Raw genomic sequence first — 24,220 nt, 5'->3', positions numbered from 1 at the left:
CGAGCGGCACCTCCGCGATCGCCACTTTCCTCCTCGTGGGTTTCACTCATGGTGTGCGCCGGATGCTGTTGCTGCTACTCGTCGCCCTCGGTGCGGCCGGGGCGCTGGTCCTGGTGTGGGCCGTCTCGCCGTGGTGGTGGTGCGCGGCGGGCGTGCTGCTGGCGCTGACCGCGCTCGGCGGGTGGGACCTGGTGCAGCGCCGTCACTCGGTGCTGCGGAACTACCCCCTGCTCGGCCATCTCCGCTTCCTCCTGGAGACACTGCGACCGGAGCTTCAGCAGTACTTCGTCGAGCGGAGTTTCGACGGGCGCCCCTTCGACCGCGACGTGCGCAGCATCGTGTACGAGCGTGCCAAGGGCGTCGCGGCCGAGGAGCCGTTCGGCACCGAGCGGGACGTGTACGTGGACGGCTACGAGTTCCTGGAGCCGTCGATGCGCCCGGTCGACATGCCGGACGAGCCCCCCGTGGTCCGTGTCGGAGGCCCCGACTGCAGCCGGCCGTACGACATGGCCCTGCTCAACGTCTCCGCGATGAGTTTCGGGTCGCTGTCCTCGAACGCGATCCTGGCGCTCAACAAGGGCGCGGCGCTGGGCGGATTCGCGCACGACACGGGTGAGGGCGGCCTGTCGGAGTACCACTTGCGGGGCGGCGGCGACCTCATCTGGGAGATCGGCACGGGTTACTTCGGCTGCCGCACCCGCGATGGAGGCTTCGAGGAACGGGAGTTCACCGACAAGGCGGCGCTGCCGGAGGTCAAGTGCGTCTCGCTGAAGCTTTCCCAGGGAGCGAAGCCGGGCATCGGCGGGGTCCTGCCCGGCGCCAAGGTGAACGCCGAGATCGCCCGGACGCGCGACGTCCCGCAAGGCGAGACCGTGACCTCACCGCCGTACCACCGGGTGTTCTCGACCCCGCGGGAAATGGTCCGCTTCCTCGCCCGTATGCGGGAGTTGGCGGGCGGCAAGCCGACCGGCTTCAAGCTCTGCGTCGGCTCGCGCCGGCAGTTCCTCGCCGTCTGCAAGGCGATGCTCGCGGAAGGCGTCACGCCTGACTTCATCGTGGTCGACGGCTCGGAGGGCGGTACGGGGGCCGCGCCGCTGGAGTTCGCCGACAATCTCGGTACGCCGCTCACCGAGGGGCTGATCACGGTGCACAACGCGCTGGTCGGGACCGGCTTGCGCGACCGTGTCCGGATCGGCGCGAGCGGCAAGGTCGCCACCGGGTCGGACATCGTCAAACGGCTGATCCAGGGCGCGGACTACACGAACGCGGCCCGCGCGATGATGTTCGCCGTCGGCTGCCTCCAGGCCCAGCGCTGCCACACCAACACCTGCCCGGTGGGCGTCACCACCCAGGACCCGCGCCGGGTCCGCGCCCTGGACGTGGCCGACAAGTCCGAGCGCGTCCACCGCTACCAGCGGGCGACCGTGCGCAGCGCGAGCCGGATCATGGCCGCCATGGGGGTACGGGACCCGGGCGGTCTCACACCGCACCAGCTCCTGCGGCGTACGGACCCGACGACCGTCCGGTCGTACGCGGAGCTCTACGAGTGGCTCGCGCCCGGTGTCCTGCTCCAGGAGCCGCCGCCGTCGTGGGACGCGGACTGGGCGGCCGCCGATCCGGACGCCTTCTGAGGGGTGATGGTCGGGCAGCGCCGTGCTGACGCGCAGGAGCGAGCGCACCGCCTTCGCCGACAGTGAACCGGTCGCCCCCCCGTTGCCGACCGGCACGGTGTCATCGCCCTCGAACGTCGCCTGGCCCCAGTCCCGTTCAGGCGCGCCCCACCACACGGCGGAGCCCGCGCGTCCGCCGGTCGGCGCGCGGGCCGGCGCGAGGTAAGACTCCGGCCCCGGCCATCGGGCCCACGACCGTCGCGGTGAGGGTCGACGGCGTCCGTTTCACCGGCCGCGGCGCCTGGCTCTCGGTACCGGCCCGCGTCATGGGCGTCCTGCGTCATGGGCGTCCCGCGTCATGCCATCCAGCGTCAGCGGAGGCGGGCATCGTCATGCGGCCACCGCGGTGCGGAGCGTCATCCGGCGACCCGATCCACGCTGACTGCGGATTGCCCCAAATGCCCGACGGGCGAATCGGTCCTATGGTGCTGATATGGAGCACGCACTCAGCCCCGCGACCCTCACCGAGCTGCGCAGGCCGCGGCCCTATCCGGCGGTGTCCGTGCTGACGCCGACGCACCGCCGCGAGCCCGACAACGCGCAGGATCCGGTCCGGCTGCGCAATGTGGTGGCCGAGGCCAAGAAGCAGCTGGAGGCCGATCCCTCGGTCACCCGCGAGCGACGTACCGATGTCGTCGACCAGCTCGAACGTGCCCTGGCCGAGGTCGATCTGGCGCACGCCGAGGACGGTCTGGCGATCTTCGCGGCGCCGGGTGAGCACCAGGTCTGGTCGCTGGCCCGCACCGTGCCCGAGCGCGTGGTGCTCTCGGACACCTTCCTGACCCGCAACCTCGTCGCCGCACAGGCCTCGGAGCGGCCGTTCTGGGTGCTCTCGGTGTCGGCCGACCGGGTCACGCTGTGGAACGGCGGCGGCGGTCATGTCGTCGAGGATCACGCGGGCGGCTTTCCGCTGACCAGGGACCGCGAGAACTTCGACGCGGAGCGCCAGGAGCGGATCGGCGACATGCCGAGCACCTTCCGCGACGAGGGCACCCGCCGCTTCCTGCGCGAGGCGGACACGGCCGTCAGCGCCGTCCTGCGCGAGAATCCGCGACCGCTGTACGTCACCGGTGAGACCGCCGCCCTCTCGTGCCTCGACGAGGTCGGCACGGTCTCCAAGGACGCGGCGCACGTCCCGCACGGCGGCCTCGCGCACGGCACCCCGGACGCCGTGTGGCAGGCGGTACGTCCGCTGATCACCGCCGAGGAGCGCAAGCACACCGACGAGGTGGCCCGGGAACTCGAATCGGCCCGCGGACGCAAGGCGTTCGCCGCCGGTGTCGACGAGGTCTGGCAGAGCGCGTCCGAGGGCCGGATCCGGCTGCTCGCCGTCGAGGAGAACTTTCGCGTGACGGTCCGCGACGACGGCGGCGACCATCTCGTGCCGGCGGAGAGCGCTGACATGGACTCCCGGGAGGACATCGTCGACGAGATCGTCGAACAGTGTCTGGAGACCGGCGCGGAGGTCCGTTTCGTGCCCGACGGCAGCCTCGGGGACGCGAAAGGCATCGCCGGAGTACTGCGTTACTGATCTTTCCGGCCGACAATCGGATCACCAGGACAGGAATTGTCGGCGGAGAGGTGCGGAGCGCGTGAGCGAGCTGTTGGGAGTGGCAGTACTGGGTGCCGGTCACATGGGGGCCGACCATATACGGCGGCTCGACCGCGTGGTGAGCGGCGCTAGGGTCGCCGCGGTGGCGGACCCCGAGACCGGCCGGGCCGAGGACGCCGTGGCCGGAATCGACGGCGTCTCGGTCCATGCCGAGGCGTCGGCCGCGCTCGACGCACCCGGCGTACAGGCGGTGTTGATCGCCTCTCCCGGACCCGCGCACGAGGAGGCGCTGCTCGCGGCCTTCGCGCGCGGCCTGCCGGTCCTGTGCGAGAAGCCGCTGGTTCCGGACTCGGCCGGGGCGCTGCGGGTCGTGGAGGCCGAGGCGCGGCTCGGCCGACGGCTGACACAGGTCGGGTTCATGCGCCGCTACGACGCCGCGTACCAGCGCCTGAAGTCCCTGCTGGACGGCGGACGGCTGGGCCGCCCGCTGATGCTGCACTGCACGCACCGCAATGTGTCGTCGCCGCCCGGCTTCACCTCGGCGATGCTGGTCAACAGCTCCGTCTCGCACGAGATCGACGCGGCCCGCTGGCTGCTGGGCCAGGAGCTCACGGCGGTGACCGTGCTGCGCCCGCGCCCGTCCTCGCACGCCCCTCAGAGGCTGCTCGACCCCCAGTTCGTGGTGTTCGAGACCGACCGGGGCGCGCTGGTCGACGTGGAGATCTTCGTCAACTCCGGGTTCGGCTACCAGGTGTGCTGCGAGGCGGTCTGCGAGGCGGGGAGCGCGCGGATCGGGGACGAGCACACGATGGTGGTGACGGCGGCGGGCGGCGCGTACGAGGAGGTCGCCCAGGACTACCTCGTACGGTTCGCCGACGCCTACGACCGTGAGGTGCAGGCCTGGGTGGACGCCACCAGGGAGGGGCGGGTCACCGGACCCGGCGCATGGGACGGGTACGCGTCCTCCGCGGTGGCCGAGGCGGGGGTCCGGGCGCAGGAGAACGGCGGCCGGGTGACCGTCGAACTCGCCCCGCGCCCGGACCTGTACGCGTGAATCGCGGCGGCGGCCGCTCGGGCCCGCCGTCGTACCGGGTCAGCCGCTGACGCTCGCCGCGCCCGTCTCGATGTGCCCGGTGAACCGTCGCGACCAGCTCGCATCGGAGTCGACCGTGACCGTGAAGTCGTACCAACCGTCCTGGTAGGCCACCGCGTTGAAGAAATCCTCCGTCGAACCGCCCGCGGAGACGGTGTACGTCCAGGGGCCGTCACCGCGGTAGTGGTTCGAGGTGATGGTGAACTTCACCGACGAAGCCGAGGAGTTGGCCATCTTGAAGTAGAGGGCCGTCTTCCCGGTGCCGGGTTCGGTCGCGTAACGGGTGCTGACCTCGGCCGACTTGCCCGCCTGCGTCGCGTCGCCCCTGAAGCGGCGCAGGAAGCGGTTGGGGCCGACCATCGAGATGTCGTACTTCCCGTCGCCGTACCCGGAGCCGATGTTGAAGTAGTCGGAGGCGGTGCCGCCCGCGTCGACCGTGTACTGCCAGGGCGTGGTGTCGCGGTAGGCGTTCGGGTGGATGGAGAAGTGCGCGGCGCTCTTGGCCGGGGTGCCCTGGTTGGCCATGGTGAACCAGGCGAGGATCTTGCCGCTCGCGCCGAACTCCAGGTGGTCCAGATAGCCGGCCGGCTGGTAGGGCAGCGCGCGGGCGGGCCGGGTGCCGGGCTCCTGGGCGGGCAGCGCGTTGGTGGTGGGCACCGGGTTGGGCAGGGGGCCGCAGGTGTCGTACCCGATGACGCTCGTCGCGGGCAGCGAGGCCGCTCCGTGGACCGGATGCGCGAAGTCGAAGACGCCGGTCAGGTCGCCGGTGACCTTACGGCGCCAGGCGCTGATGTTGGGGCAGGCGGCGGGCTTGCCCAGGGCACTGGTCCAGGTCTCCAGGAAGCGCAGGACGGAGGTGTGGTCGAAGACCTCCGAGGAGACCCAGCCACCGCGCGTCCAGGGCGAGATGACGAGCATGGGGACCCGGAAGCCGAGACCGTACGGGACGCCGTTGAGGAACTCCCCGGCCGTGTTCGCCGGCGGGGCCGGGGGCGGGACGTGGTCGAAGAAGCCGTCGTTCTCGTCGTAGTTGAGGAACAGGACGGTCGAGTCGAAGACGTTCGAGTCGGCGGCGAGCGCCTTGTACACCAGGTCGACGAAGTGGGCGCCGTCGCCGGGCGGGGCGTACGGGTGCTCGGAGAAGGCCTGGTTGGCGACCACCCAGGAGACCTGCGGCAGGGTGCCGGCGACGACGTCGGCCTTGATGGCGGCGGCGATGTCGTCCGGGGTGGAACCGGTGACCTTCGGCACGGACGCCATGCCGCGGTCGTACAGCGGGTCGCCCGCCTTGGCGGCGGCGAACTTCTTGAAGTAGGCGCAGCCGTTGTCGCCGTAGTTGTCCTGCGCGTTCTGGTAGACCTTCCAGGTCACTCCGGCCGCCTGGAGCGCCTCGGCGTAGTTCTGCCAGGTCAGTCCGGACTCGTCGCCGCCGTCGTAGCTGGTGCTGTCGACCTTGCCGCTCCACAGGTAGGTGCGGTTGGGGCCGGTCGCGCTGAGCGTGGAGCAGAAGTAGGCGTCGCAGATGGTGTAGGTGTCGGCGAGCGCGTAGTGGAACGGGATGTCGGAGCGGTCGAGGTAGCCCATCGTGCGGATGTTGCCGACGCCCGAGACCCAGTTGTCGAGGCGTCCCTTGTTCCAGGCGGAGTGCTGCGAGGACCAGGAGTGCGGGAGGTCCCCGTTGCACTGCGCGAGGGTCTCGCCGTCCTTGCCGCCCGCGGCGGGCGTGGAGCTGAGCTTCCACGGGTACTGCCTGCCGCCGCCGTTCGGCTGGCTGAAGACCGAGTTGCCGCCGGACAGAGTGATGCCGCTGCGGTCGTCGAAGCCGCGGACACCCTTGAGACGGCCGAAGTAGTGGTCGAAGCTGCGGTTCTCCTGCATGAGGATCACGACGTGCCGTACGTCCGAGATGGTGCCGGTCGCCGTGGCCGACGCCGCGGTGGCGGCGGCCGCCGCCGGACGCGAACCGACGCCCATGGCGGCGCCTGCCGCCACGGATGCGCCGAGCCCCACAAAGCCTCTTCGGCTGATCGGTGTCATTCGCCCGCCCTCGTCACTGGAGTGCCCCTGCGGCACACCGCGCGCCAGCGTGCACGTGGTGATCGTCAAGGTCCATAGCCGTGCGGTGAGACGTGGGTGAACAGCCGTGGAACCTCACCGGTGGGGTCGCCCGGCCGGTTGGTGTCCGTGGCCGGGCTGATCGGCCGCGTCTGTAGATTGATCGCATGCGTCTGACGAAATACGGCCACGCCTGTGTTCGCCTCGAAGACGGCGACCGAGTACTCGTGATCGACCCGGGCACCTACTCCGAAGCGGAGTCCCTGGCCGGCGCCACCGCCGTCCTCATCACCCACGAGCACGCCGACCACATCGACGTCGACAAGCTCAAGGCGGCGCGCGACGGCAACCCCGCGCTGACCGTCCACACCCATCCCGCCCTGGCCGCGAGCCTTGGTGACGGTGTGATCCCCGTGGAGGTGGGTGACACCTTCAGCGCGGCGGGATTCACCGTCCGGGCGGTCGGCGGCGAGCACGCGGAGATCATCGACGGCCTGCCCGGCTGCCCCAACCTCGGCTTCCTGGTGGACGGCGTCTACCACCCCGGCGACTCGTACTTCGTGCCCGCCGAGTCCGTCGACACTCTGCTGGTCCCCGCGTCCGGCCCCTGGGCGAAACTCGGTGAGGCCATCGACTTCGCTCGTGCGGTCCGTCCCACGCGCGCCTTCCCCATTCACGACGCGCACTTCGGCGACATCGGGCTGGACTCCTTCGACTGGTGGCTGGAGACGAAGGGCGGGACGGACTACGCCCGCGTCCCGTCGGGCGAGTCGGTCGACCTCTAGTCAACGCGCCAGGCCGGTGTCCAGGGTCTCCTGCGGGGAGACCGGCGTCGGGCCGTGCGCGGCGCTGCGCCGCAGGGAGATGTCACTGGGCGTGGGGCGTGTCCTGGGTCGGGTCCGGGACAAGGATCACCTCGCCGGTGACGGTGCCGGACTCGGCCGGACTCATGGCTTCCGCGGCCCGGCTGAGCGGGATGCGGGCCGCGACCTGCGCGGTGATCGCACCGTCGGCGAGCAGGGCGAAGACCTGGCCCAGGTCGGTGCGCAGACGCTCGCGGAAGGCGGCCGAACGGCGCTTGCCGGCCCAGATGTTGTAGAAGTGCGTACGCCGGCCGTTGGGCAGGAGCCTCCAGAGGAAGAGCCGTCCGACGAGCTGGAGGATCGGCAGCTTGGAGGATCCGGCGACGTCCCGGGTGGCCGCGCTGCCGTACGAGACGAGTGCGCCGCCCCGGGTCGGCAGCCGGAAGGAGTCGACGATGCCGTCGCCTCCGACGCGGTCGAAGAGGGCGTCGACGCCGTCCGGCGAGGGGGTGGTGGGCGCCCTCGCCATGCCGGGTACGGCGGTTCCGGAAAGGCCGGCCGCACAGTTCCGGGAGTGGATGAAGCACCGCGGAATCGAGGACGTCTCGGAGGCGGTCGCCGCGCGGACCACGATGCTGTGGGCTCATCTGCACGGCCTGGTCGGCCTGGAGATCGAGGGCAACTTCGGCTCGATGGGCATCGACCCGGCCGCTCTCTACGAGACCGAGCTGGAGGGTTTCGTGCGGTCGCTCTGAGTACCGGCTCGGCCACCCCGATCCCCGGCTCGGCTCGCTCCGCGCACGGATTCGGCTCGCTCCGAGCGCCGGCTCGAACCCATCTCCGTTTGACAGACCCCGCAATGGAGCAGGCTTCGCACAAACGCCCCTCGAACAGAAGAATGAAATGCGGCCCCGCGCACTCCACGGACCGTCAAGTCACGTACGCCGTCTACGACTTGACCACGCCCGACGCGTACCGAATCAGGCCCATGCACCCGGTCCGTGAGGACTGCGGCATATGCCAGAAGCACCACCGTATCGTGTGTTGCCAAATCCCTTACAGCGCGTCGCAGGCTGTGCAACAGTCGTAACGGTCCTTCCGTCAGCCTTGGTCGTACCGTCCCCGCATCGGAGTACGTCATGCCCTCCCATCTCTCTGCGGACCGCTCCGCCGCCCAGCCGCCCCCGCGCGGCACGGTCGACGCGCTCATCTCGCAGACGCGGCGGCTGCGCGGCGAGGTGGACGCCGTACGGCGTGACGCGCCCGTCGACGGCGAGGACCCGCAGGGACGCTGGCAGCGCGCGCTGTGCAATCTGGCGATGCACCAACTCAACGATCTCGATGAGCACTTGGCCCAGCTGCGGGACGGTCCCCCGCCGGTGCCCCTGCAGCCCGTAGCCGCGCCCGCCGCCCACGCTGTGCCGCCCGCACCCCGGCGCGGCTCGTTGCTGAGCCGGGTCGGCAGCGCCGAGTGGAACCTGCAGACGGACGAGGCCAGTTGGTCCGGCGAGCTCTACCAGATCCTGGGCCGCGACCCGGCGGCTCCCCCGCTCACCCTCGACGAGCTGCCGTCACTGGTGCTCGACGAGGACCGGCCGATGCTGACGGCGATGGTCACGGACTGCCTCATCGACGCCAAGCCCATCGACGGCGAGTTCCGTATCGTGCGCCCCGACGGTGGTGTGCGGACCGTGCACATGATGGGCGAGCCCGTGCTCGACGCCGACGGCAGCACCGCCTCGATGTGGGCCGTGCTGCGTGACGTCAGCGAACTGCGGCGCAGCCAGCGGACGGTGCACGAGACCCGTGACTCGCTGCAGCGCGAGCGGCACTTCGCGCAGACCGAGCGCCGGCTCGCGGTCCAGCTCCAGGAGGCCGTGCTGCCGCCGTGGCGTGGCTCGCTGCGTCTCCCGCACCAGGGTCCGGAGACCCTGGACCTCGCCGCCCACTATCTGCCGTCCTCGACCAGCGCGCTGATCGGCGGCGACTGGTACGACGCTCTCGAACTCCCGGGCGGGGAGACCCTGTTGAGCGTCGGCGACCTCACCGGGCACGGAGTCGCCGTGACCTCGGGCATGGCGATGCTGCTCGGCGCCCTGCGCGGCATGGCCGTGACGGGCACCCAGCCGGGCCAACTCCTCTCCTGGCTCAACCAGTTGTTGGACGCCTCCGTCCAGCCGGCCCTGGGCAGCGCCGTCTGCTGCCGCTACCGGCCCGAGACGCGCACCCTCAGCTGGGCGCAGGCAGGACACCCCGCCCCGCTGCTGTTCCGCAACGGGACGGGGCGCGCGCTGGCCACACCCGACGGCGTGCTGCTCGGAGCGACATCGGGTGCCGTCTACGGGCAGGCCGAGGCGACCCTCGAAGAGGGCGACCTGCTGCTCCTGCACACCGACGGACTGGTGCCGTGGCGATGGGGGTCCCCCGAAGCAGGTAATGGGGGAGGAACGGCGGCCGCCCAGAGGCTGCTCGACCTGGCCCCGCGCTTCGACGGGGCCCGTACGGCCCAGGACTGTGTACGGATGGTTGTCGAGGAATTCGGCGAGACCGAGCGCGAGGACGACGCCTGCGTGCTCATCGCCCGGGTCGGTTCCTGACGACGCTGTCAGACGGAGTCATGCCGGCGACCCCGGATGGACAACCGACCCGTGTTGCCGACACGGGACCCCCTTACGCCCGCGCGCTGTTGCCGCCCCTGGGCTTCAACGAGCCCTTGGGAAGCGCGAGTTTGATCTCCTCACGCAGGTCGTGGATCTTCGGATAGCTGGAGTACTGCCCGGTGAGCCGGTACATCTCGCGCAACCGGTCCCAGGTGCGGTGGGAGGAGTTGGCCCCCATCGACGTCAGGGCCAGTCGCGCGTACCGGTCGGCCTGTTCGGGGTCGTCGGCGATGAAGCAGGCCGAGGCGAGGGAGATGTGGTCGAAGATCTTCGACCGCTCCCGGCCCGACTCGCGCAGCCTCAGGGCTTCCTTGGCGTGACGCTGAGCGGTGGCCGCCGCGGCCGGTTCGTGTTCGGCGAGGGTGCGGTAGGCGAGGGCCTGCATGCCGTGCATGTCGGCCTCGTCGAACAGCTGCATCCAACTCGGCGGAGGTACGTCGCCCCGGTCGGAGACGAACAGGTCCTCCGCCTGGCCGAGGGTGCGCCGCATGGCCTGGCCCTTGCCCATGGACGCCTGTGCCCAGGCCTCGATGGTGTAGAGCATGGCCTGGGTGCGGGGCAGCACCTCGTCGCCGGAACCGGACTTGGCGAGCTTCATGAGATCGAGTGCGTCGTCGGGCCGGCCCAGGTGCACCATCTGGCGAGCCGCTCGGGAGAGCGCCTCTCCGGCGCGGGGCCGGTCTCCGCCTTCTCGGGCCGCGTGGGCGGCGATGATGAAGTACTTCTGGGCCGTGGGCTCGAGGCCGACGTCGTGCGACATCCAGCCCGCGAGGACGGCCAGGTTGGCGGCGACGCCCCAGAGGCGCCGCTGCAGATGGTCGGGGTGTCGGTAGGAGAGCATGCCTCCCACTTCGTTGAGCTGGCCCACCACAGCCTTGCGCTGGAGGCCGCCACCGCGGGCGGCGTCCCAGGCCCGGAACACCTCGACCGAACGCTCCAGTTCCTCGATCTCCTGCGACCCGATGGGGGCGGCCTCGTAGCGGTCGAACCCAGCGGGGTCGGCGTGCAGGGGATCGTCGAACTGGGGAGCGTCGGCGGACAGGGTCGGATCGGTGTGCAGCCAGTCGTGCATGGCAGTACTGAGTGCGGATCCCGCGGCGAGCGCGGCACCCGCGCCCACCAAGCCGCGTCGGTTGAGCATGAGGTCCATTCCCGTGAATTCGGTGAGGACCGCAGCAGTCCGCTCGGGCGCCCACGGCACTCCGTCGGGATGTTCCGCATTCCCGCCGCTCTGCCGTTTCCCCACGCGCCCGTGCCGGACCAGACCGAGGTCCTCGATGGTCACGACACGGCCGAGATGCTCGGTGAACAGAGCCGCCAGCACCCGCGGCACCGGATCGCGCGGGATCTCTCCCATGTCGATCCAACGCCGTACCCGTGAGGTGTCGGTCGCCAGTTGGGGGTGGCCCATGGCCGCCGCCTGCCGGTTGACCATCCTCGCGAGTTCGCCCTTGGACCAGCCGGCCAGGCCGAACAGGTCCGCCAGGCGGGTGTTGGGTTGTCCGTTCACGTCAAGCCCCCAGGTTCTCGGCTGATTTGACAGTAACCGCCTGTCAGTTGCTGAGCGACTATTCGCCAGGGTTCGCCAGGGTGCGCCAGATGGTGTGCCAGTGGACATCGGGTGTCAGGTAGGAAAGCGCCACCCCGACCCGGTTGCCGCAGGGACATTCCCCAGGGTGCACCAGGGCGGCCGGGGCGGGTAGCGCGGCAACTTGCAGGCACACGAAGGGATCTGTTTCGCCCATGTACACAGCATCGTCCTCCGTGTCCGCTCCGCCCCGGTCGCTGCACCCCCGCCCGGCGGGCAGCGGCCCCTACCTCGACCCCGTGCGCCCGGCGGCGGCCCCCGTGCTCGGTGCCGGCAGGACGCGGCGCGTTCCAGGGCTCGGCACCCAACCGCTCAGCGGGAGACTCGACTTGTCCGGCCCCCAGGGCGCGCAGCTGCGCACGGCGATCGCGTCGGTGCACCGGATCTGCCCGGAGTTCGCTCCGGTCCAGGTGTTGCGCCGCAGCGGACGGTCCGTGCTCCTCGTCGGCACGACGGGGCGCAGCACGGCCGTCGCCAAGTGTTTACTGGACCACTCCCCTGTCTGGGCCGAGCGGTTCCGGCATGAAATAGCTGCCTACCGCTCGTTCGTCCGGCACCGGCCACCGGTCCGGGTGCCTCGGCTGATCGCGGCGGATCCGGACAACTGCACCTTGGTGATCGAGCGGATGCCGGGCCGGGTGGCCGCGCTGCAGCGGCATCCGGCAGAGGCCCCGCCCCGCGCGGACATCCGGGCGGCGCTGGGCTCGATCTGCCGGCTGAACGCGTGGCGGCCTCCGGCGGGGACGTTCGACGCCCCGCTGGACTACGCGGAACGGATCTCCCGTTTCCACGAGCTGGGTCTGCTCACGGACCGGGACATGGGCGATCTACAGAAGCTGGTGCACGGCATCGCCCATTCGGCGGGCCGGCAGGGCATGGGCCAGTTCTGTCACGGCGACGCACTCCTGTCGAACATCCTTCTCTCACCGGCCGGTCCAGTGCTGGTGGATTGGGAGCACGCGGGCTGGTATCTGCCGGGGTACGACCTGGCGACGCTCTGGGCGGTGCTCGGGGACGCTCCGGTGGCCCGGCGGCAGATCAGCCAGTTGGCGCAGTCGGCAGGGCCCGCGGCGCGTGACGCGTTCCTGGTGAACCTGATGCTCGTCCTCACCAGGGAGATCCGCACGTACGAGACGGCCGTGCAGCGTTCGATGCACGACACGACCCCGGCGGCACCGGGACCGGCCCACCCGGGTGCTGCGCCGTCCGGCGAGGAACAGCGGCTGCTGCTGAGGCGGCTGCACGACGACTGCCAGATGGCCCGGCGGGCCGTTCGAGCGGCGGTCGGCACTCGCTGAGGGGGATGACGGTCCGCGGTGCGCCTGGGACAGCGGCGCACCGCGGACCTTCGTCATGTCCGGACACCGCACGCGACGGGCGGGATCTCCTGTCCGGGCGTCCTCCGTTCGGGTTATTGGTCCACTCCACTGACGCCTCGCAGGCCGGGTCACCGCCGCCACGAAAACCCTTTCAGCCGCCGCTGACGTGGGAAATCGTCTCCCTCTGGGCATGATTGACGGATCGTCGGAGAGCGGGTACCACTGACGCACGTTCGGCCCCCGCACGCCCCACCGCGCTCGACCGTCCCAGGAGGCTGCTTTGCGAGGATCCGCCCCCGCCCCGAAGGCCACCGCCGGGCACAGACGCGCGCGCAGGACCGCGGGCGCCGTCGCCTCGGCCGCGCTGCTGCTGCCGCTGCTCGGCGCGGCCCCCTCCGGCACCGTCGAGGAGGCGTCCTCCGCACAGCTGCAGAGGGCCTTCGCCGGCGCCGCCGCCGAGTACCACGTGCCACAGAGCGTCCTGCTCGCCGTCTCTTATCTGCAGTCCCGCTGGGACGCGCACGCCGGTGCCCCGAGCGTCAGCGGCGGCTACGGCCCGATGCACCTGACCGACGCCCGCACGGCGATCGCCGAGGCACCACACCACAGCGAGGGCAAGGAGGACGCCCGCGGCGACAGTTCGCGCGCGGCCCTCGCCCCCGAGACGAAGGTGCCCCAGAACTCCGAACTCCCGGCCCGGCTCAAGACATTGACGAAGGCGGCCGAGCTCACGGGTCTCCCGGCTGATCGGCTGCGTACGGACACGGCGGCGAACGTGGCGGGCGGCGCCGCGCTGCTCGCCGCCGCGCAGAAGGACCTCGGCGAGCCGCTGAGCGACGACGCGGCCGACTGGTACGGGGCGGTGGCGCGCTTCTCGGGCGCGGACGACACCGCGACGGCGGCGACGTACGCCAATGACGTGTACGAGGTGCTGCGAGGCGGCGAGGAACGCACCACCGACTCCGGTCAGCGGCTGGCGCTCGCCGCCCAGCCCGGTCTGAGCCCCGACACGGCGCAACTCCGGCGGGCGGGGCTGCGGACCACCTCCGCCGCCGGCACGGAGTGTCCCAAGGACGTGTCCTGCGAATGGGTCCCGGCCCCGTACGCGGAGTTCGGCGAGGGCGACTACGGCAACCACGACCTCGGCGACCGGCCGGCGTCGCAGACCATCAAGTACATCGTCATCCATGACACGGAAGGCACCTGGGACGGCGTCCTGAAGCTGGTCCAGGACCCCACCTATGTGTCGTGGAACTACACCCTGCGCTCGACCGACGGTCACATCGCCCAGCATGTGAAGGCCAAGGACGTGGCCTGGCACGCGGGCAACTGGTACATCAACGCCAAGTCGATCGGCCTGGAGCACGAGGGCTTCCTGGCCTCGCCGGACGCGTGGTACACGGAGGAGATGTACCGGGCCTCGGCGCGGCTGGTGAAGTACCTCTCCGAGAAGTACGCCGTTCCGCTGGACCGGCAGCACATCCTCGGGCACGACAACGTGCCGGGCCCGACGACCTCCACCATCCCGGGGATGCACACGGACCCGGGTCCGTACTGGGACTGGCAGCACTACTTCACGCTGCTGGGGCACCCTTTCCAGCGCACCGTCAAGAAGGGCGGCGGGCTGGTCACCGTGCTGCCGGACTTCACCGACAACCGGCCGGTGTACACGGGCTGCGTCACCAGGGGCGAGCCCTGCGCGGCCCACGGCTCCAGCGAGGTGCGGCTCTACTCGCAGCCGGACGAGACCTCGCCGCTGATCAAGGACATCGGTCTGCGGCCCAATGGCGACAACTCGACGATCGACGTGAACGACGTCGGTTCACGGGTCTCCACCGGTCAGCAGTACGCGGTCGCCGACCGTGACGGCAACTGGACGGCGATCTGGTACCTGGGCCAGAAGGCGTGGTTCAAGAACCCGGAGAAGGAGCCGACGGCGGTGAGCGCCTCGGGTCTAGTCGTCACGCCCAAGGCCGGCCTGAAGGAGATCCCCGTCTACGGGCGCGCGTACCCGGAGAAAGCGGCGTACCCGACGGGTGTCCCCGTCCAGACGGTCTCGTCACTGCCGTACAAGCTCCTCGCCGGCCAGGAGTACGCGGTCGGCGAAAAGGTGCCAGGCGAGTACTTCTACGCGCCGACCTTCGACACGGCACCGCACAAGATCGTGATCGGCAAGGACATGTACTACGAGATCCAGTTCGGGCACCGGGTGGCGTTCGTACGTGCCGCGGACGTCGAGGTGGGTTCGTCCCACTTGTGAGAGTGACCGGGGCCGGGTCCGTGCGCGACGGGCCCGGCCCCCGGCCTGCCAGGCGCGGCCGGCCTGAACCGGTGTCAGGGGATCAGCCCTGCTGGAAGAGCTCCGCCGGGAGCGGCTTCAGCAGCGCGTACAGGTCGTCGGTGATGGGGCGGTCCCAGGCGGCGATGGTCACCAGGACGTTGTCGCTGCGGTCGAACTGGACGCACGAGATGCGGGTCTCGGAGAGCTTGAGGCGCCGCACGATCAGCAGGTTGTCGCCCTGCATCACCGGCATGTCCTCGGTCCCGGTGACGGTGACCTCCTCCTCGTTCTCCAGCGCGAGGAGCAGCTGGGCCACCTCGAAGGGGATCTCGCCCTCGGCGACGTCACGGGCCGCGGAGCCCTCCGGCAGATTGCCGATGATCATCGCGGGGCCGCGGCCGCCGAAGAGGTCGTAGCGCAGGAAGACGCCCTGGCAGCTGCCGTCGGGGGCGGGCAGCAGGCCCGCGCCGAGATTGCCCGGCCAGTCGCCCGGGTCCATGGCCAGAACATCGAAGTCGGGCCCGGCGGGGGTGGCGCTGCGGCGGCGGAGGAAGGACATGCCGCAATGGTACGTGCAGAGCCGTGAACCGGACCTCGGGGGCGCCCCCGGTGAGCGCCCAGGAAGATGGCCGCCCACCGGTGTTGGCGACCGCTGTGTCCGGCTACGGGGCCGGTGGTTCTCCCAGTGCGGCGGCGAGTCCGGTACGGTCCGTGCCGGCCTTGCGGTAGACCGCCGACAGCAGGCGTACGACGGTGGGCTCGTCGGTGCGCAGGTCCTTGGCGATCTCCGCCGTGCCGCGTCCTCGGACGGTGAGCGTCGCGGCGGCGCGCTCGCGGGCGGTCAGCGCCTCCGTCTCGGTGCCGTGCAGGCGACGCGGCCGCAGCCCGGCGGCGGCGAGCTCGTCACGGGCCTCGTCGACGAGTCCGTCGGCTCCGCACTGCACGGCGGCGTCGAGCCCGCGGTAGAGGTGTTCGGCGGCTTCCTTGGGGCGTCCGGCGCGGCGCAGTTCGGTGCCGAGCGCCACCAGGGCGCAGGCGAGTTCGTACGCGGCCGGGGAGCGCTCCAGGTGGCCGACGGACTCTTCGAGGTACCGGACGCGGGCCGGTCCGCAGGAGACCTCGGCGGCGGTGCGCAGGGCCTGGCCGATCGCGGAGGGCGTGCCGTACTGGCGTGCGCGGTGCACCGCTTCGAGAGCGGTGGTGACGGCTCGGTCCGGGGCGTCGTGGCTCTCGGCTCGGGCGAGGTGGAGCTGCCAGGGGCACCAGGCGGGATTGCGCATACCGCGCGGGTCGAGGCGGCGCCCGGCCGAGGCGAGCTCGGCGGCGGCGTCCTTGGTCAGGCCGCGGGCGAGCAGCAGCTCGCCGTGCACGGTCTGGACGTCGGGGAAGGTCACGGCGGCCGGGAAGGGCGCGCCGAAGGCGTGGTCCTCGGCGGTCCGCGCGGCCTCGGTGACCCGGCCGCGGGCGAGCAGCACCTCGATGAGCACGCCGACGGCGTACCAGTGCACGGGGGTGCCGGGCCCGACCCGCTCGGCGAGCCGGAGACCGGCGCGGACGAAGTCCTCGGCCTCGGCGAGCCTGCCGCGGCGGTAGCGGACGTACGCGAGCAGGGTGTACCCGAAGGAGAGGTGGGCGCCGTGCCAGCCCTGGGATTCGAAGTCGGCGATCCCGGCGGCGAACAGTTCCTCGGTGCGCCCCGGCCGGTCCGCGTACATGAAGGTGAGGGCGACCAGGACCGGCACCTCGAAGCCGCGGTCGGCCTCGGCCCAGCCGAGTCCCCCGGCCAGCGCGCGTTCGGCGTGGTGGAGGGCGACGGAGGCGGGTTCGCCGCGCAGGGTGGCATCCCAGGCGCGCAGGCCGATGACGTAGCGCTCGGTGAGGTCGCGGCCGGTGAGCCGGTCGGCGAGGCGGGTCAGCCGGCGGGAGCGGGCGGGCGAGTCGGGTTCGTCGGCGCGGAACGCGTCCCACATGAACTGCTCGGACTGCATGCGCAGCCTTACGCGGGCGTCACCGGTCACGCGGATCTCGCGGGCCAGCGTCTCGGAGGCCTCGGCGAGGCGGTCGCTGTGGGCGAGGACCTGGGAGAGGCGGTAGACGATGTGGTGGCGCAGTTCGGGGTCCGTGATGGGTTCTTCGAGGGCGGCGCGCAGATGGTTGACGGTGGTCGCCGGTTCGGTGAGCAGGGAGGCGCAGCCCAGTTCGTACAGGACGGCGGCCCGGTCCTCGAACGGCGGTGGTTCGCGCAGGGCGCGGGCGAGGTAGCGGCGGGCGGCGTCGGGTGCTCCGGCGCGCAGGGTCTCGCGGGCGGCGGCGCGCAGGTGCTGGACGATCCAGGTGTCGCCGTCGGGGTGGGTCTCCAGCAGGTGGCGGGCGGCTGCCGAGGCGCCGAGTCCTGCGTCGACCACGCACCAGGCGGCCTGGCCGTGCAGGGCCACGCGGACGCCGCCGGGGATGGCACGGTAGACGGCGGTGGCGATCAGCGGGTGGACGAACTCGAGGGTGTCGGCGCCGGTGAGGATGCGGGCGCCGCGCAGGGCATCGGCGGCGTCGGCGGCCTCCTCGGAACCGAGGCCCGCGACGGCGGCGGCGAGCGGGGGCGGGATCTCGGTGCCGAGCACCGCGCAGGCCCAGGCGAAGCGGACGGTCGAGGTGCCGAGGCGTTCCAGGCGGGCGACCAGGCCGCTGCCCTTGACGGCCGCTGCGAGGTCGCGCAGCAGATGGGCCCCGGCTTCGGTCGGTGTCAGCCCCCGGTCGCGGACCTTCGCGGTGAGTTCGACCGCCTCGAACGGGTTGCCCGCGGTGACCGCCCAGCACTCGCGGCAGAACGCGTCGTCGGCCTGGGTCCCGAGATCCTCGCGGACGAGACGGGCGACGGCTGCCGCGCTGAGCGGTTCGAGGTCGATGGGGCGTTGCCCGGCACGTCCCGGCAGCCCCCTGAACGCCACGGCGTGGCCTGGGAGTTCGTCGGGACGGTAGGCGACGACGAGCAGCAGCGGGAGTTGTTCGGCGCGTGGCGCGAAGGCGGCGAGCCAGCTCAGCGATTCCGGGTCGGCCCAGTGCGCGTCGTCGAGGACGAGCACCATCGGAGCGCGTCGCACCGCGAGATGTGTGAGCACCCAGTCGAGCCCGTCGCGCAGGCCCTGCTGGTCGGGCGGTGCGCCCTCGGCGGCCGCGCACAGGCCGAGTGCGGGGCCGACGATCGCGTACCAACTCCCCAGCCGGGCACGGACTTCTGCCTCCGGGGCCCCGGCGAGCTGCGGTTGCAGGAGCTGGCGGGCGACGTGGAAGGCGACACGCTGCTCCTGGTCGCCGCCGCGCGCGGACAGCACGGTGCAGCCTTCGGCGGCGGCGCGCCGCCGTACCTCTGCGAGGAGGGTCGTCTTGCCGATGCCGGCGCGTCCGGCGAAGGCGAGGAGCGCGCCGCGAGGGCGCTCCGGTTCTCCGCTGCTTCCGCGCGCTCCGGTGAGTTCGCTCAACGCCTCGTCGGCGGCGGCGAGTTCACTCTCGCGCTCGAATAGCGTCCGTCGACTGCGTACGCTGCGCTGCCCCATGGTGCACCCCCTGCCACGGTGACGCAGCGGCGCGGGGAGCGGGTGCGCACCGTGACCTACAGGCACCTCAGCGTACGCCGGGAGCGTGCCGACCGCGCCCGCCCGACCACTACTGACCGGAACGGTCGCTCACCTGCTCGCCCCAACGGTCGGGCAACGCCCGTCGGGCTACACCGAGTTCTTGTGCCGCTCGTGGTGCCGGGCCACGCGCGCCCGGTTGCCGCAGGACGGTTTGCACCATTCCTGGCGCGGATGTTCCTTGAGGAAGTAGCGCACGCAGCGCGGTGCGTGACAGGCACGCAGGCGCTGCCGGTCGGGGCTCGCGAGGAAGGCGATCGCGCCGCGGGCGAGCGCTGCCGTGAGCTCCGCGCGACCGTCCGCGGGCTCCTGTCGTACGACAGGGTCGGCGCCCTCAGCCCAGGTCAGGACGGGGACGGTCGGGGTGAGGGCGGCGGCCGCGTTGAGGAAGGCCACGGCGTCGGCCACGGGCAGCAGCCTCGCGGCGTCGGCGGGACTGGGCTCGCCCGGACGCACCGCGCGGGCGAACAGAGCGCGGACGGCGGCGCGCACGTCGCGGACGGCACGGAGCGCGGAGTCGTCGGCGACGTACGTCCCGGCGCCCGGCAGCGCTTCGGGACGGGCCCGCACCCAGGTGGTGAGCCCGGCCGCCTCGCTGAGATCGTCCGCGACTCCCCCCTCGCCGTCGTGCCGAATGGTCAGGGCGAGGTCGAGGGCGAGCCGCGCGTCCCTGTTGATCGAGTCGTCCATGGCGCTAATGATAGGTTCGCGGCCATCCATTAGGGCAGGAGGGGGAGAGCCGGTGGAGGAGCTGCGTCAGCTGCTGCGGGGTCTGGAAGTGTTCGCAGGCGAACTGCCCGTCTTCGACCCGGTCGCGACGCCGGACACGCCGTCCGAGCTGTTCATGGAGCGGCTCCGCCTGGACGAAGCAACTGCTGTGGGCGTGAACCGGTCCGCCCGCCGAGCGCTGATCCCCGGCGCGCCTCACCCTACCGCTCGGTCCTGCCCGCCCCGTGGGCGCGCGTCTGGTCGAGCACGGGGTCGTCGGCCGGGTCCGGCGGCCCGGCCACCAGGACGTCGGGCTGCCCCGGAACGCGTACTGCCGCGCATGGACCACCCGCAGGGGCGTCTCGCGTCTGCCACACTCCCGAAGGACGCATGGCGGCCGCGACTGCCGCCCCTCCCCCGTACGCGGGAGGCGGGGCGGCCAGGCCGCTGTCGGCTCAGGTCAGATCGAACTCGCCCTCACGCGCGCCCGACACGAACGCTCCCCACTCCGCGGGTGTGAAGATCAAGGAAGGGCTTTCGGGGCGGCCGCTGTTGCGCATCGCGATGAAGCCCTCGACAAAAGCGATCTGGACGTCTCCCCGCCCTCGGCTGCTGGACTGCCACTCGGCCTTGCTCAGGTCCAGCTCCGGCTTGTCCCAGCCCTTGAGCGGGTGCTGCTCGATGGTGCTCTCGGCCACGTCCGTGCTCCTCCCGGTTCGTCGTCCGCCGCCAGCCTAGCGATCGGGTCGGGCGGCGGACAGGCCACGTGAGGGGGTCGGTCTCAGGAGGCGGGCGGAGCGGCCCCGACCAGCCACATGGAGAAGAACTGGGATCCGCCGCCGTAGGCGTGCCCGAGCACCCTGCGAGCCCCGTCCACCTGGTGTTCTCCGGCCTGGCCGCGCACCTGGAGGGCCGCTTCGGCGAAGCGGATCATGCCGGAGGCGCCGATCGGATTGGTGGAGAGGACGCCGCCCGACATGTTGACGGGCAGGTCGCCGTCCAGCTCCGTCACCCCGGACTCGGTGAGTTTCCAGCCCTCGCCCTCCTCGGCGAAACCGAGGTTCTCCAGCCACATGGGTTCGTACCAGGAGAACGGCACGTACATCTCGACGGCGTCGATGTCCCGGCGCGGATCCGCGATGCCCGCCTGCCGGTACACGTCCGCCGCGCAGTCCTTGCCCGCCTGCGGCGACACGAAGTCCTTGCCCGCGAAGAGCGTGGGCTCACTGCGCATCGCCCCGCCGTGCATCCAGGCGGGTGGCCTGGGCGCACGGGCGGCTCCCGCTCGGTCGGTGAGGATCATCGCGCACGCTCCGTCCGAGGACGGGCAGGTCTCGGAGTAGCGGATCGGGTCCCACAGCATGGGCGAGGCCTGGACCTTCTCCAGCGTGATGTCGTGCTCGTGGAGATGCGCGTACGGGTTCTTCAGCGCGTTGCGCCGGTCCTTGTACGCGACGAGCGAGCCGACCGTGTCGGGCGCGCCGGTGCGCCGCATGTACGCGCGCACGTGCGGCGCGAAGAAGCCGCCCGCGCCGGCCAGCAGCGGCTGCTGGAAGGGAACCGGCAGGGACAGCCCCCACATCGCGTTGGACTCGGACTGCTTCTCGTAGGCCAGGGTCAGGACGGTGCCGTGGACGCGGCCCGCGATCAGGTTCGTGGCGACGAGGGCCGTCGATCCGCCGACCGAGCCCGCCGTGTGCACCCGCAGCATCGGCTTGCCGACCGCGCCGAGCGCGTCGGCGAGGTACAGCTCGGGCATCATGACGCCCTCGAAGAAGTCGGGCGCCTTGCCGATGACCACGGCGTCGATGTCGGCCCAGGTCAACTCCGCGTCTTCCAACGCCCGTCGGGCTGCCTCTCGGACGAGTCCCGCGATGGAGACGTCCCGTCGCGCCGCCACGTGCTTGGTCTGGCCGATGCCTACGACGGCCACGGGCTCCTTGCTCATCGGGCGTCCCCTTCGAGTACGGCGACCAGGTTCTGTTGGAGGCAGGGCCCCGACGTGGCGTGGGCGAGCGCCCGGTCGGACGCGCCGCGATGGATGCGCGCGGCGGCCTCACCGATGCGGATGAGCCCGGCCGCCATCACCGGGTTGGCGGCGAGTGCTCCTCCGGAGGGGTTGACGTGCACGCTGTCGTCGAGCCGCAGCGCCTTGCGCAGGACCACTTCCTGGGAGGTGAAGGGGGCGTGCAACTCGGCGGTGTCGACGGGTCGTTCGAAGGCTCCCGCCCGCTCGGCGGCCCCGCGGGTGGACGGCGAGTCGGTCAGATCGCGTACGCCGAGGCTGTGCGCCTCGATGCGGTGGTCGATACCCCGTATCCAGGCGGGCCGTTCGCACAGCTCACGCGCCCGGTCGCCCGCCGCGAGGATCACGGCGGCGACACCGTCGCCGATCGGCGGGCAGTCGCCGGTGCGGAGAGGCCGTACGACATAGTCGCCTTGGGGCACCGAACCGCGCAGCTGGGCATGGGAGTTGGCGTCCGCCGACGCTCGGCTGCGCGCCGCGATCCCGGCGAGCGCGGGCTCGTCGGTCTCGCCCGCGTCGATGAGCGCCTGCGCCTGGAGCGCCGCGAGCGCGACGGAATCCGGCCACAGGGGCGCCATGTAGTAGGGATCGAGTTGCCGGGTCAGCACGTCGCGTACGGAACCGGGCGACGACTTGCCGTACGCGTACACGAGGGCGGTGTCGGCGTCCCCGGTCAGCAGCTTGGTCCATGCCTCGTACAGCGCCCATGCCCCGTCCATCTCCACGTGCGACTCGGAGATCGGCGGCCAGGCGCCCACGCCGTCGAGCGCCATCGTGAAGGAGAAGGCGCGTCCCGCGAGATAGTCGGTGGAGCCGGAGCAGGTGAAGTCGATGTCGCTGGTCCTCAGGCCGGTCTGGTCCAGGACGTCGTGCAGGACCGGGAGGAGCATCTCCACCTCGGAGAGCTCGTCACTGGTGCGCCGGTGGTCGGTCTGCGCGAAGGCGACGACGGCGATGTCCCTGATGGGCGGCATCTACAACAGCTCCTTGTACGTCTCGTAGTCCGCGTCCGGTTCACCGGTCGGCCGGTAGTGGTCGGGGTGGCGGCCGCGCTCGGTCCACACCGGCTCCACGCGCAGTCCCATCCGCACCTGGTCGTAGGGGATGCCGCCGATCCGGCCGTGCAGCGCGAGGTCGGCGCCGTCGAGGGCGATGTGCGCGTAGACGTACGGCACCTCGATGTCGAGGTTCTTCGCCTTGATGTTGACGATGCAGTACGTGGTGACGGTGCCGCGCGGTCCGACCTCCACCCGTTCCGATGTGGCGACACCGCAGGTGGGACACGCGCCCCTCGGCGGGACGTACACCTTGCGGCAGGACGGGCAGCGTTCGCCGACGTTGCGTTGCTCGGAGAGGGCGTTGATGTAGCCGCTCTGGGCGCGACCGGGCGAGTGGACGTAGTCGAGGCGGGCGGGGGCGACGATGCCGGTCACCATGTCCGCGAACCGGCCGTCGTGACCGGCGGGCTTTCCCGGGTCGCCCTCGTACGGTTCGAAGCAGGCGATGTCCGTGATGGCTCCGGAGCGGTCCTCGGCCCAGCGGATCCGGACGCGCATGCCGGTGCGCACGGCGTCGGGGCCCGGGGCGTCGAGGGCGTGCAGAAGTGCGGTGTCGGCGCCGTCGAGTCGCACCAGGACCCAGGCGAAGGGGGTGTCGAGGGGCTGGCCGCGGCGGGGTTCATGGTTCCAGGCCCAGGTGGTGACGATGCCGGTCGGGGCGACCTCGACCAGGTCGCGTATCTCCTCGGCGGTGACCGGGTCGTACTCGACGGGCGGGACGAGCGTGCGGCCGTCACCGGTCCGCACGCCGAGGACGACGCGCTCGCGCAGTCCGGTGAGGAAGGCGCTCTGGACGGGGCCGAGCGAGCGGGTGAAGGGGAACTCGACGACGAGGGGGGCTTTGAGGACTTCAGGCATCCCGGATGTCTCCTTCGGAGGGTCAGGCGCGCCGGTAGACGGGCGGGCGCTTCTCGGCGAAGGCCCGGGAGCCCTCCTTGGCGTCGGCGGTGTCGAAGACCGGCCAGCCGCGCTCGAGTTCGGCGGCGAGTCCGTCGGTCTCGGTCATCTCCGCGGTCTCGTACACGGACGCCTTGACGGCCTCGACGGCGAGCGGGCCGCAGGCGTTGATCTGCTCGGCGAGGGCGAGGGCCTTGTCGAGGGCGGTTCCGTCGGGGACCACATGCCCGATCAGCCCGATGCCCGCGGCCTCCTGAGCCGAGTACGGGCGCCCCGTGAGCAGCATTTCGAGGGCGTGCGTCCGCGGGATCTGGCGTTGCAGCCGGACCGTGGAGCCGCCGATGGGGAACAGGCCGCGTCTGACCTCGAAGAGTCCGAAGGTCGCGGACGCGCCGGCGACGCGGATGTCGGTGCCCTGGAGGACCTCCGTACCGCCCGCGACACAGTGGCCCTCGACGGCCGCGATCACGGGCTTGCGGGGACGGTGGTGGCGGAGCATCGCCTTCCAGTGCAGATCGGGGTCGGCCTTGAGCCGGTCCCGGTACTGCTCGCCCGCCATGCCCTGTCCGGCGAGTGCCTTGAGGTCCATCCCGGCGCAGAAGGCACCGCCCGCGCCGGTGAGCACGATCGAGCGGACCGTGTCGTCCTCGTCGGCCTCGATCCAGCCGTCGTACAGGCCGACCAGCATCGGCAGCGAGAGCGCGTTCTTGGCCTCGGGCCTGTTGAGCGTGAGCACCAGTGTGGCGCCTTCGCGCTGCACGGTGAGGTGTTCCGTCCCACCCATCGCCGTCCTCCCGTCTCGGACCGTCGCGGACCGTCTCGGATGCGAGAACAGGTTGCAGGAGGCGCGGAGCCAGTACAAGGGTTTTCTGACAGTCAGT

General features: G+C 71.5%; 19 protein-coding genes and 1 pseudogene. 8 read left to right on the top strand and 12 right to left on the bottom strand.

Annotation, left to right across the window (positions count from 1 at the left end; translation table 11 throughout):
• Positions 1 to 62 precede the first annotated feature (62 nt).
• The 3 genes from ACFVXA_RS01290 to ACFVXA_RS01280 all read left to right on the top strand — a co-directional run bounded on the left by ACFVXA_RS01290 (position 63) and on the right by ACFVXA_RS01280 (position 4,276).
• Positions 63 to 1,631 carry an FMN-binding glutamate synthase family protein gene (locus ACFVXA_RS01290; RefSeq protein ID WP_383745279.1) on the top strand — a complete coding sequence of 523 codons (1,569 nt, stop codon included), beginning with the start codon at positions 63 to 65 and terminating at the stop codon, positions 1,629 to 1,631.
• A 472-nt stretch (positions 1,632 to 2,103) separates the two neighbouring features.
• Complete coding sequence (locus tag ACFVXA_RS01285) at positions 2,104 to 3,201, top strand: chemotaxis protein (RefSeq protein ID WP_384016795.1); 1,098 nt, start codon at positions 2,104 to 2,106, stop codon at positions 3,199 to 3,201.
• A 61-nt stretch (positions 3,202 to 3,262) separates the two neighbouring features.
• Complete coding sequence (locus ACFVXA_RS01280; protein WP_390023372.1) at positions 3,263 to 4,276, top strand: Gfo/Idh/MocA family protein; 1,014 nt, start codon at positions 3,263 to 3,265, stop codon at positions 4,274 to 4,276.
• A gap of 39 nt (positions 4,277 to 4,315) precedes the next feature.
• Here the strand turns inward: ACFVXA_RS01280 and ACFVXA_RS01275 are convergent, their stop codons facing one another.
• The gene (locus ACFVXA_RS01275; RefSeq protein ID WP_390023370.1) at positions 4,316 to 6,352 is read right to left on the bottom strand and encodes a phosphocholine-specific phospholipase C; all 2,037 of its coding nucleotides are present in this window, start codon (positions 6,350 to 6,352) and stop codon (positions 4,316 to 4,318) included.
• A gap of 185 nt (positions 6,353 to 6,537) precedes the next feature.
• Here ACFVXA_RS01275 and ACFVXA_RS01270 point away from each other — a divergent pair, with 185 nt between their 5' ends.
• Positions 6,538 to 7,155, top strand: a complete 618-nt coding sequence (locus ACFVXA_RS01270; RefSeq protein ID WP_362019313.1) for an MBL fold metallo-hydrolase — start codon at positions 6,538 to 6,540, stop codon at positions 7,153 to 7,155.
• Positions 7,156 to 7,237: 82 nt separating this feature from the next.
• Here the strand turns inward: ACFVXA_RS01270 and ACFVXA_RS01265 are convergent, their stop codons facing one another.
• Positions 7,238 to 7,702 (bottom strand): zinc-binding dehydrogenase, encoded by a 465-nt coding sequence (locus ACFVXA_RS01265; protein ID WP_390023367.1) that lies wholly within the window; start codon positions 7,700 to 7,702, stop codon positions 7,238 to 7,240.
• On the opposite strand from ACFVXA_RS01265, the gene ACFVXA_RS01260 reads away from it, so the two are divergent.
• Together ACFVXA_RS01260 and ACFVXA_RS01255 are read left to right on the top strand one after the other, a co-directional pair.
• The gene (locus tag ACFVXA_RS01260) at positions 7,629 to 7,928 is read left to right on the top strand and encodes a TetR-like C-terminal domain-containing protein (protein ID WP_390023365.1); all 300 of its coding nucleotides are present in this window, start codon (positions 7,629 to 7,631) and stop codon (positions 7,926 to 7,928) included. The two genes, ACFVXA_RS01265 and ACFVXA_RS01260, sit on opposite strands and share 74 nt — an antisense overlap.
• A gap of 384 nt (positions 7,929 to 8,312) precedes the next feature.
• Positions 8,313 to 9,770: a SpoIIE family protein phosphatase gene (locus ACFVXA_RS01255; protein WP_362019310.1), complete on the top strand. Its 1,458-nt coding sequence runs from the start codon at positions 8,313 to 8,315 to the stop codon at positions 9,768 to 9,770.
• A 73-nt stretch (positions 9,771 to 9,843) separates the two neighbouring features.
• Here the strand turns inward: ACFVXA_RS01255 and ACFVXA_RS01250 are convergent, their stop codons facing one another.
• Positions 9,844 to 11,343 (bottom strand): hypothetical protein, encoded by a 1,500-nt coding sequence (locus ACFVXA_RS01250; RefSeq protein WP_362019307.1) that lies wholly within the window; start codon positions 11,341 to 11,343, stop codon positions 9,844 to 9,846.
• Positions 11,344 to 11,576: 233 nt separating this feature from the next.
• Between ACFVXA_RS01250 and ACFVXA_RS01245 the strand changes: the two genes are divergently transcribed.
• Positions 11,577 to 12,719 (top strand): aminoglycoside phosphotransferase family protein, encoded by a 1,143-nt coding sequence (locus ACFVXA_RS01245; protein ID WP_390023362.1) that lies wholly within the window; start codon positions 11,577 to 11,579, stop codon positions 12,717 to 12,719.
• A gap of 301 nt (positions 12,720 to 13,020) precedes the next feature.
• The gene (locus tag ACFVXA_RS01240; RefSeq protein ID WP_390023360.1) at positions 13,021 to 15,000 is read left to right on the top strand and encodes an N-acetylmuramoyl-L-alanine amidase; all 1,980 of its coding nucleotides are present in this window, start codon (positions 13,021 to 13,023) and stop codon (positions 14,998 to 15,000) included.
• 82 nt (positions 15,001 to 15,082) lie between these two features.
• Here the strand turns inward: ACFVXA_RS01240 and ACFVXA_RS01235 are convergent, their stop codons facing one another.
• The 9 genes and pseudogenes from ACFVXA_RS01235 to ACFVXA_RS01195 all read right to left on the bottom strand — a co-directional run bounded on the left by ACFVXA_RS01235 (position 15,083) and on the right by ACFVXA_RS01195 (position 24,123).
• Positions 15,083 to 15,580 carry a hypothetical protein gene (locus tag ACFVXA_RS01235; protein ID WP_362019298.1) on the bottom strand — a complete coding sequence of 166 codons (498 nt, stop codon included), beginning with the start codon at positions 15,578 to 15,580 and terminating at the stop codon, positions 15,083 to 15,085.
• A gap of 103 nt (positions 15,581 to 15,683) precedes the next feature.
• Positions 15,684 to 18,572: an ATP-binding protein gene (locus ACFVXA_RS01230; RefSeq protein ID WP_390023358.1), complete on the bottom strand. Its 2,889-nt coding sequence runs from the start codon at positions 18,570 to 18,572 to the stop codon at positions 15,684 to 15,686.
• Positions 18,573 to 18,740: 168 nt separating this feature from the next.
• The gene (locus ACFVXA_RS01225; RefSeq protein WP_362019293.1) at positions 18,741 to 19,340 is read right to left on the bottom strand and encodes an ABATE domain-containing protein; all 600 of its coding nucleotides are present in this window, start codon (positions 19,338 to 19,340) and stop codon (positions 18,741 to 18,743) included.
• Between the two features lie 251 nt (positions 19,341 to 19,591).
• Positions 19,592 to 19,728 (bottom strand): annotated as a pseudogene (locus ACFVXA_RS01220) (universal stress protein); the annotation flags it as partial.
• Positions 19,729 to 19,813: 85 nt separating this feature from the next.
• Entirely contained in the window at positions 19,814 to 20,056 is a 243-nt protein-coding gene (locus ACFVXA_RS01215) for a DUF397 domain-containing protein (protein ID WP_362019286.1), read from the bottom strand.
• 83 nt (positions 20,057 to 20,139) lie between these two features.
• Positions 20,140 to 21,306 carry a thiolase domain-containing protein gene (locus ACFVXA_RS01210; protein WP_362019283.1) on the bottom strand — a complete coding sequence of 389 codons (1,167 nt, stop codon included), beginning with the start codon at positions 21,304 to 21,306 and terminating at the stop codon, positions 20,140 to 20,142.
• Entirely contained in the window at positions 21,303 to 22,358 is a 1,056-nt protein-coding gene (locus ACFVXA_RS01205; RefSeq protein ID WP_383745181.1) for a thiolase domain-containing protein, read from the bottom strand. Before ACFVXA_RS01205 ends, ACFVXA_RS01210 begins: the two co-directional genes overlap by 4 nt.
• Positions 22,359 to 23,300, bottom strand: a complete 942-nt coding sequence (locus ACFVXA_RS01200) for a Zn-ribbon domain-containing OB-fold protein (protein ID WP_390023356.1) — start codon at positions 23,298 to 23,300, stop codon at positions 22,359 to 22,361.
• 22 nt (positions 23,301 to 23,322) lie between these two features.
• Positions 23,323 to 24,123 carry a crotonase/enoyl-CoA hydratase family protein gene (locus ACFVXA_RS01195; protein ID WP_389932781.1) on the bottom strand — a complete coding sequence of 267 codons (801 nt, stop codon included), beginning with the start codon at positions 24,121 to 24,123 and terminating at the stop codon, positions 23,323 to 23,325.
• Positions 24,124 to 24,220: the final 97 nt, after the last annotated feature.

The organism is Streptomyces sp. NPDC058246 (genome assembly GCF_042881985.1).
Lineage (GTDB): Bacteria > Actinomycetota > Actinomycetes > Streptomycetales > Streptomycetaceae > Streptomyces.
The sequence above is the reverse complement of the archived record's forward strand: the minus strand, read 5'-3'. Positions and strand labels throughout refer to the sequence as shown.

Coding starts and splice junctions, on each gene's coding strand:
- ACFVXA_RS01290 (WP_383745279.1), top strand. CDS start 63: ATGCTGTTGCTGCTACTCGTCGCCCTCGGTGCGGCCGGGGCGCTGGTC.
- ACFVXA_RS01285 (WP_384016795.1), top strand. CDS start 2,104: ATGGAGCACGCACTCAGCCCCGCGACCCTCACCGAGCTGCGCAGGCCG.
- ACFVXA_RS01275 (WP_390023370.1), bottom strand. CDS start 6,352: ATGACACCGATCAGCCGAAGAGGCTTTGTGGGGCTCGGCGCATCCGTG.
- ACFVXA_RS01270 (WP_362019313.1), top strand. CDS start 6,538: ATGCGTCTGACGAAATACGGCCACGCCTGTGTTCGCCTCGAAGACGGC.
- ACFVXA_RS01260 (WP_390023365.1), top strand. CDS start 7,629: ATGCCGTCGCCTCCGACGCGGTCGAAGAGGGCGTCGACGCCGTCCGGC.
- ACFVXA_RS01265 (WP_390023367.1), bottom strand. CDS start 7,702: ATGGCGAGGGCGCCCACCACCCCCTCGCCGGACGGCGTCGACGCCCTC.
- ACFVXA_RS01255 (WP_362019310.1), top strand. CDS start 8,313: ATGCCCTCCCATCTCTCTGCGGACCGCTCCGCCGCCCAGCCGCCCCCG.
- ACFVXA_RS01245 (WP_390023362.1), top strand. CDS start 11,577: ATGTACACAGCATCGTCCTCCGTGTCCGCTCCGCCCCGGTCGCTGCAC.
- ACFVXA_RS01235 (WP_362019298.1), bottom strand. CDS start 15,580: ATGTCCTTCCTCCGCCGCCGCAGCGCCACCCCCGCCGGGCCCGACTTC.
- ACFVXA_RS01230 (WP_390023358.1), bottom strand. CDS start 18,572: ATGGGGCAGCGCAGCGTACGCAGTCGACGGACGCTATTCGAGCGCGAG.
- ACFVXA_RS01225 (WP_362019293.1), bottom strand. CDS start 19,340: ATGGACGACTCGATCAACAGGGACGCGCGGCTCGCCCTCGACCTCGCC.
- ACFVXA_RS01210 (WP_362019283.1), bottom strand. CDS start 21,306: ATGAGCAAGGAGCCCGTGGCCGTCGTAGGCATCGGCCAGACCAAGCAC.
- ACFVXA_RS01205 (WP_383745181.1), bottom strand. CDS start 22,358: ATGCCGCCCATCAGGGACATCGCCGTCGTCGCCTTCGCGCAGACCGAC.
- ACFVXA_RS01200 (WP_390023356.1), bottom strand. CDS start 23,300: ATGCCTGAAGTCCTCAAAGCCCCCCTCGTCGTCGAGTTCCCCTTCACC.
- ACFVXA_RS01195 (WP_389932781.1), bottom strand. CDS start 24,123: ATGGGTGGGACGGAACACCTCACCGTGCAGCGCGAAGGCGCCACACTG.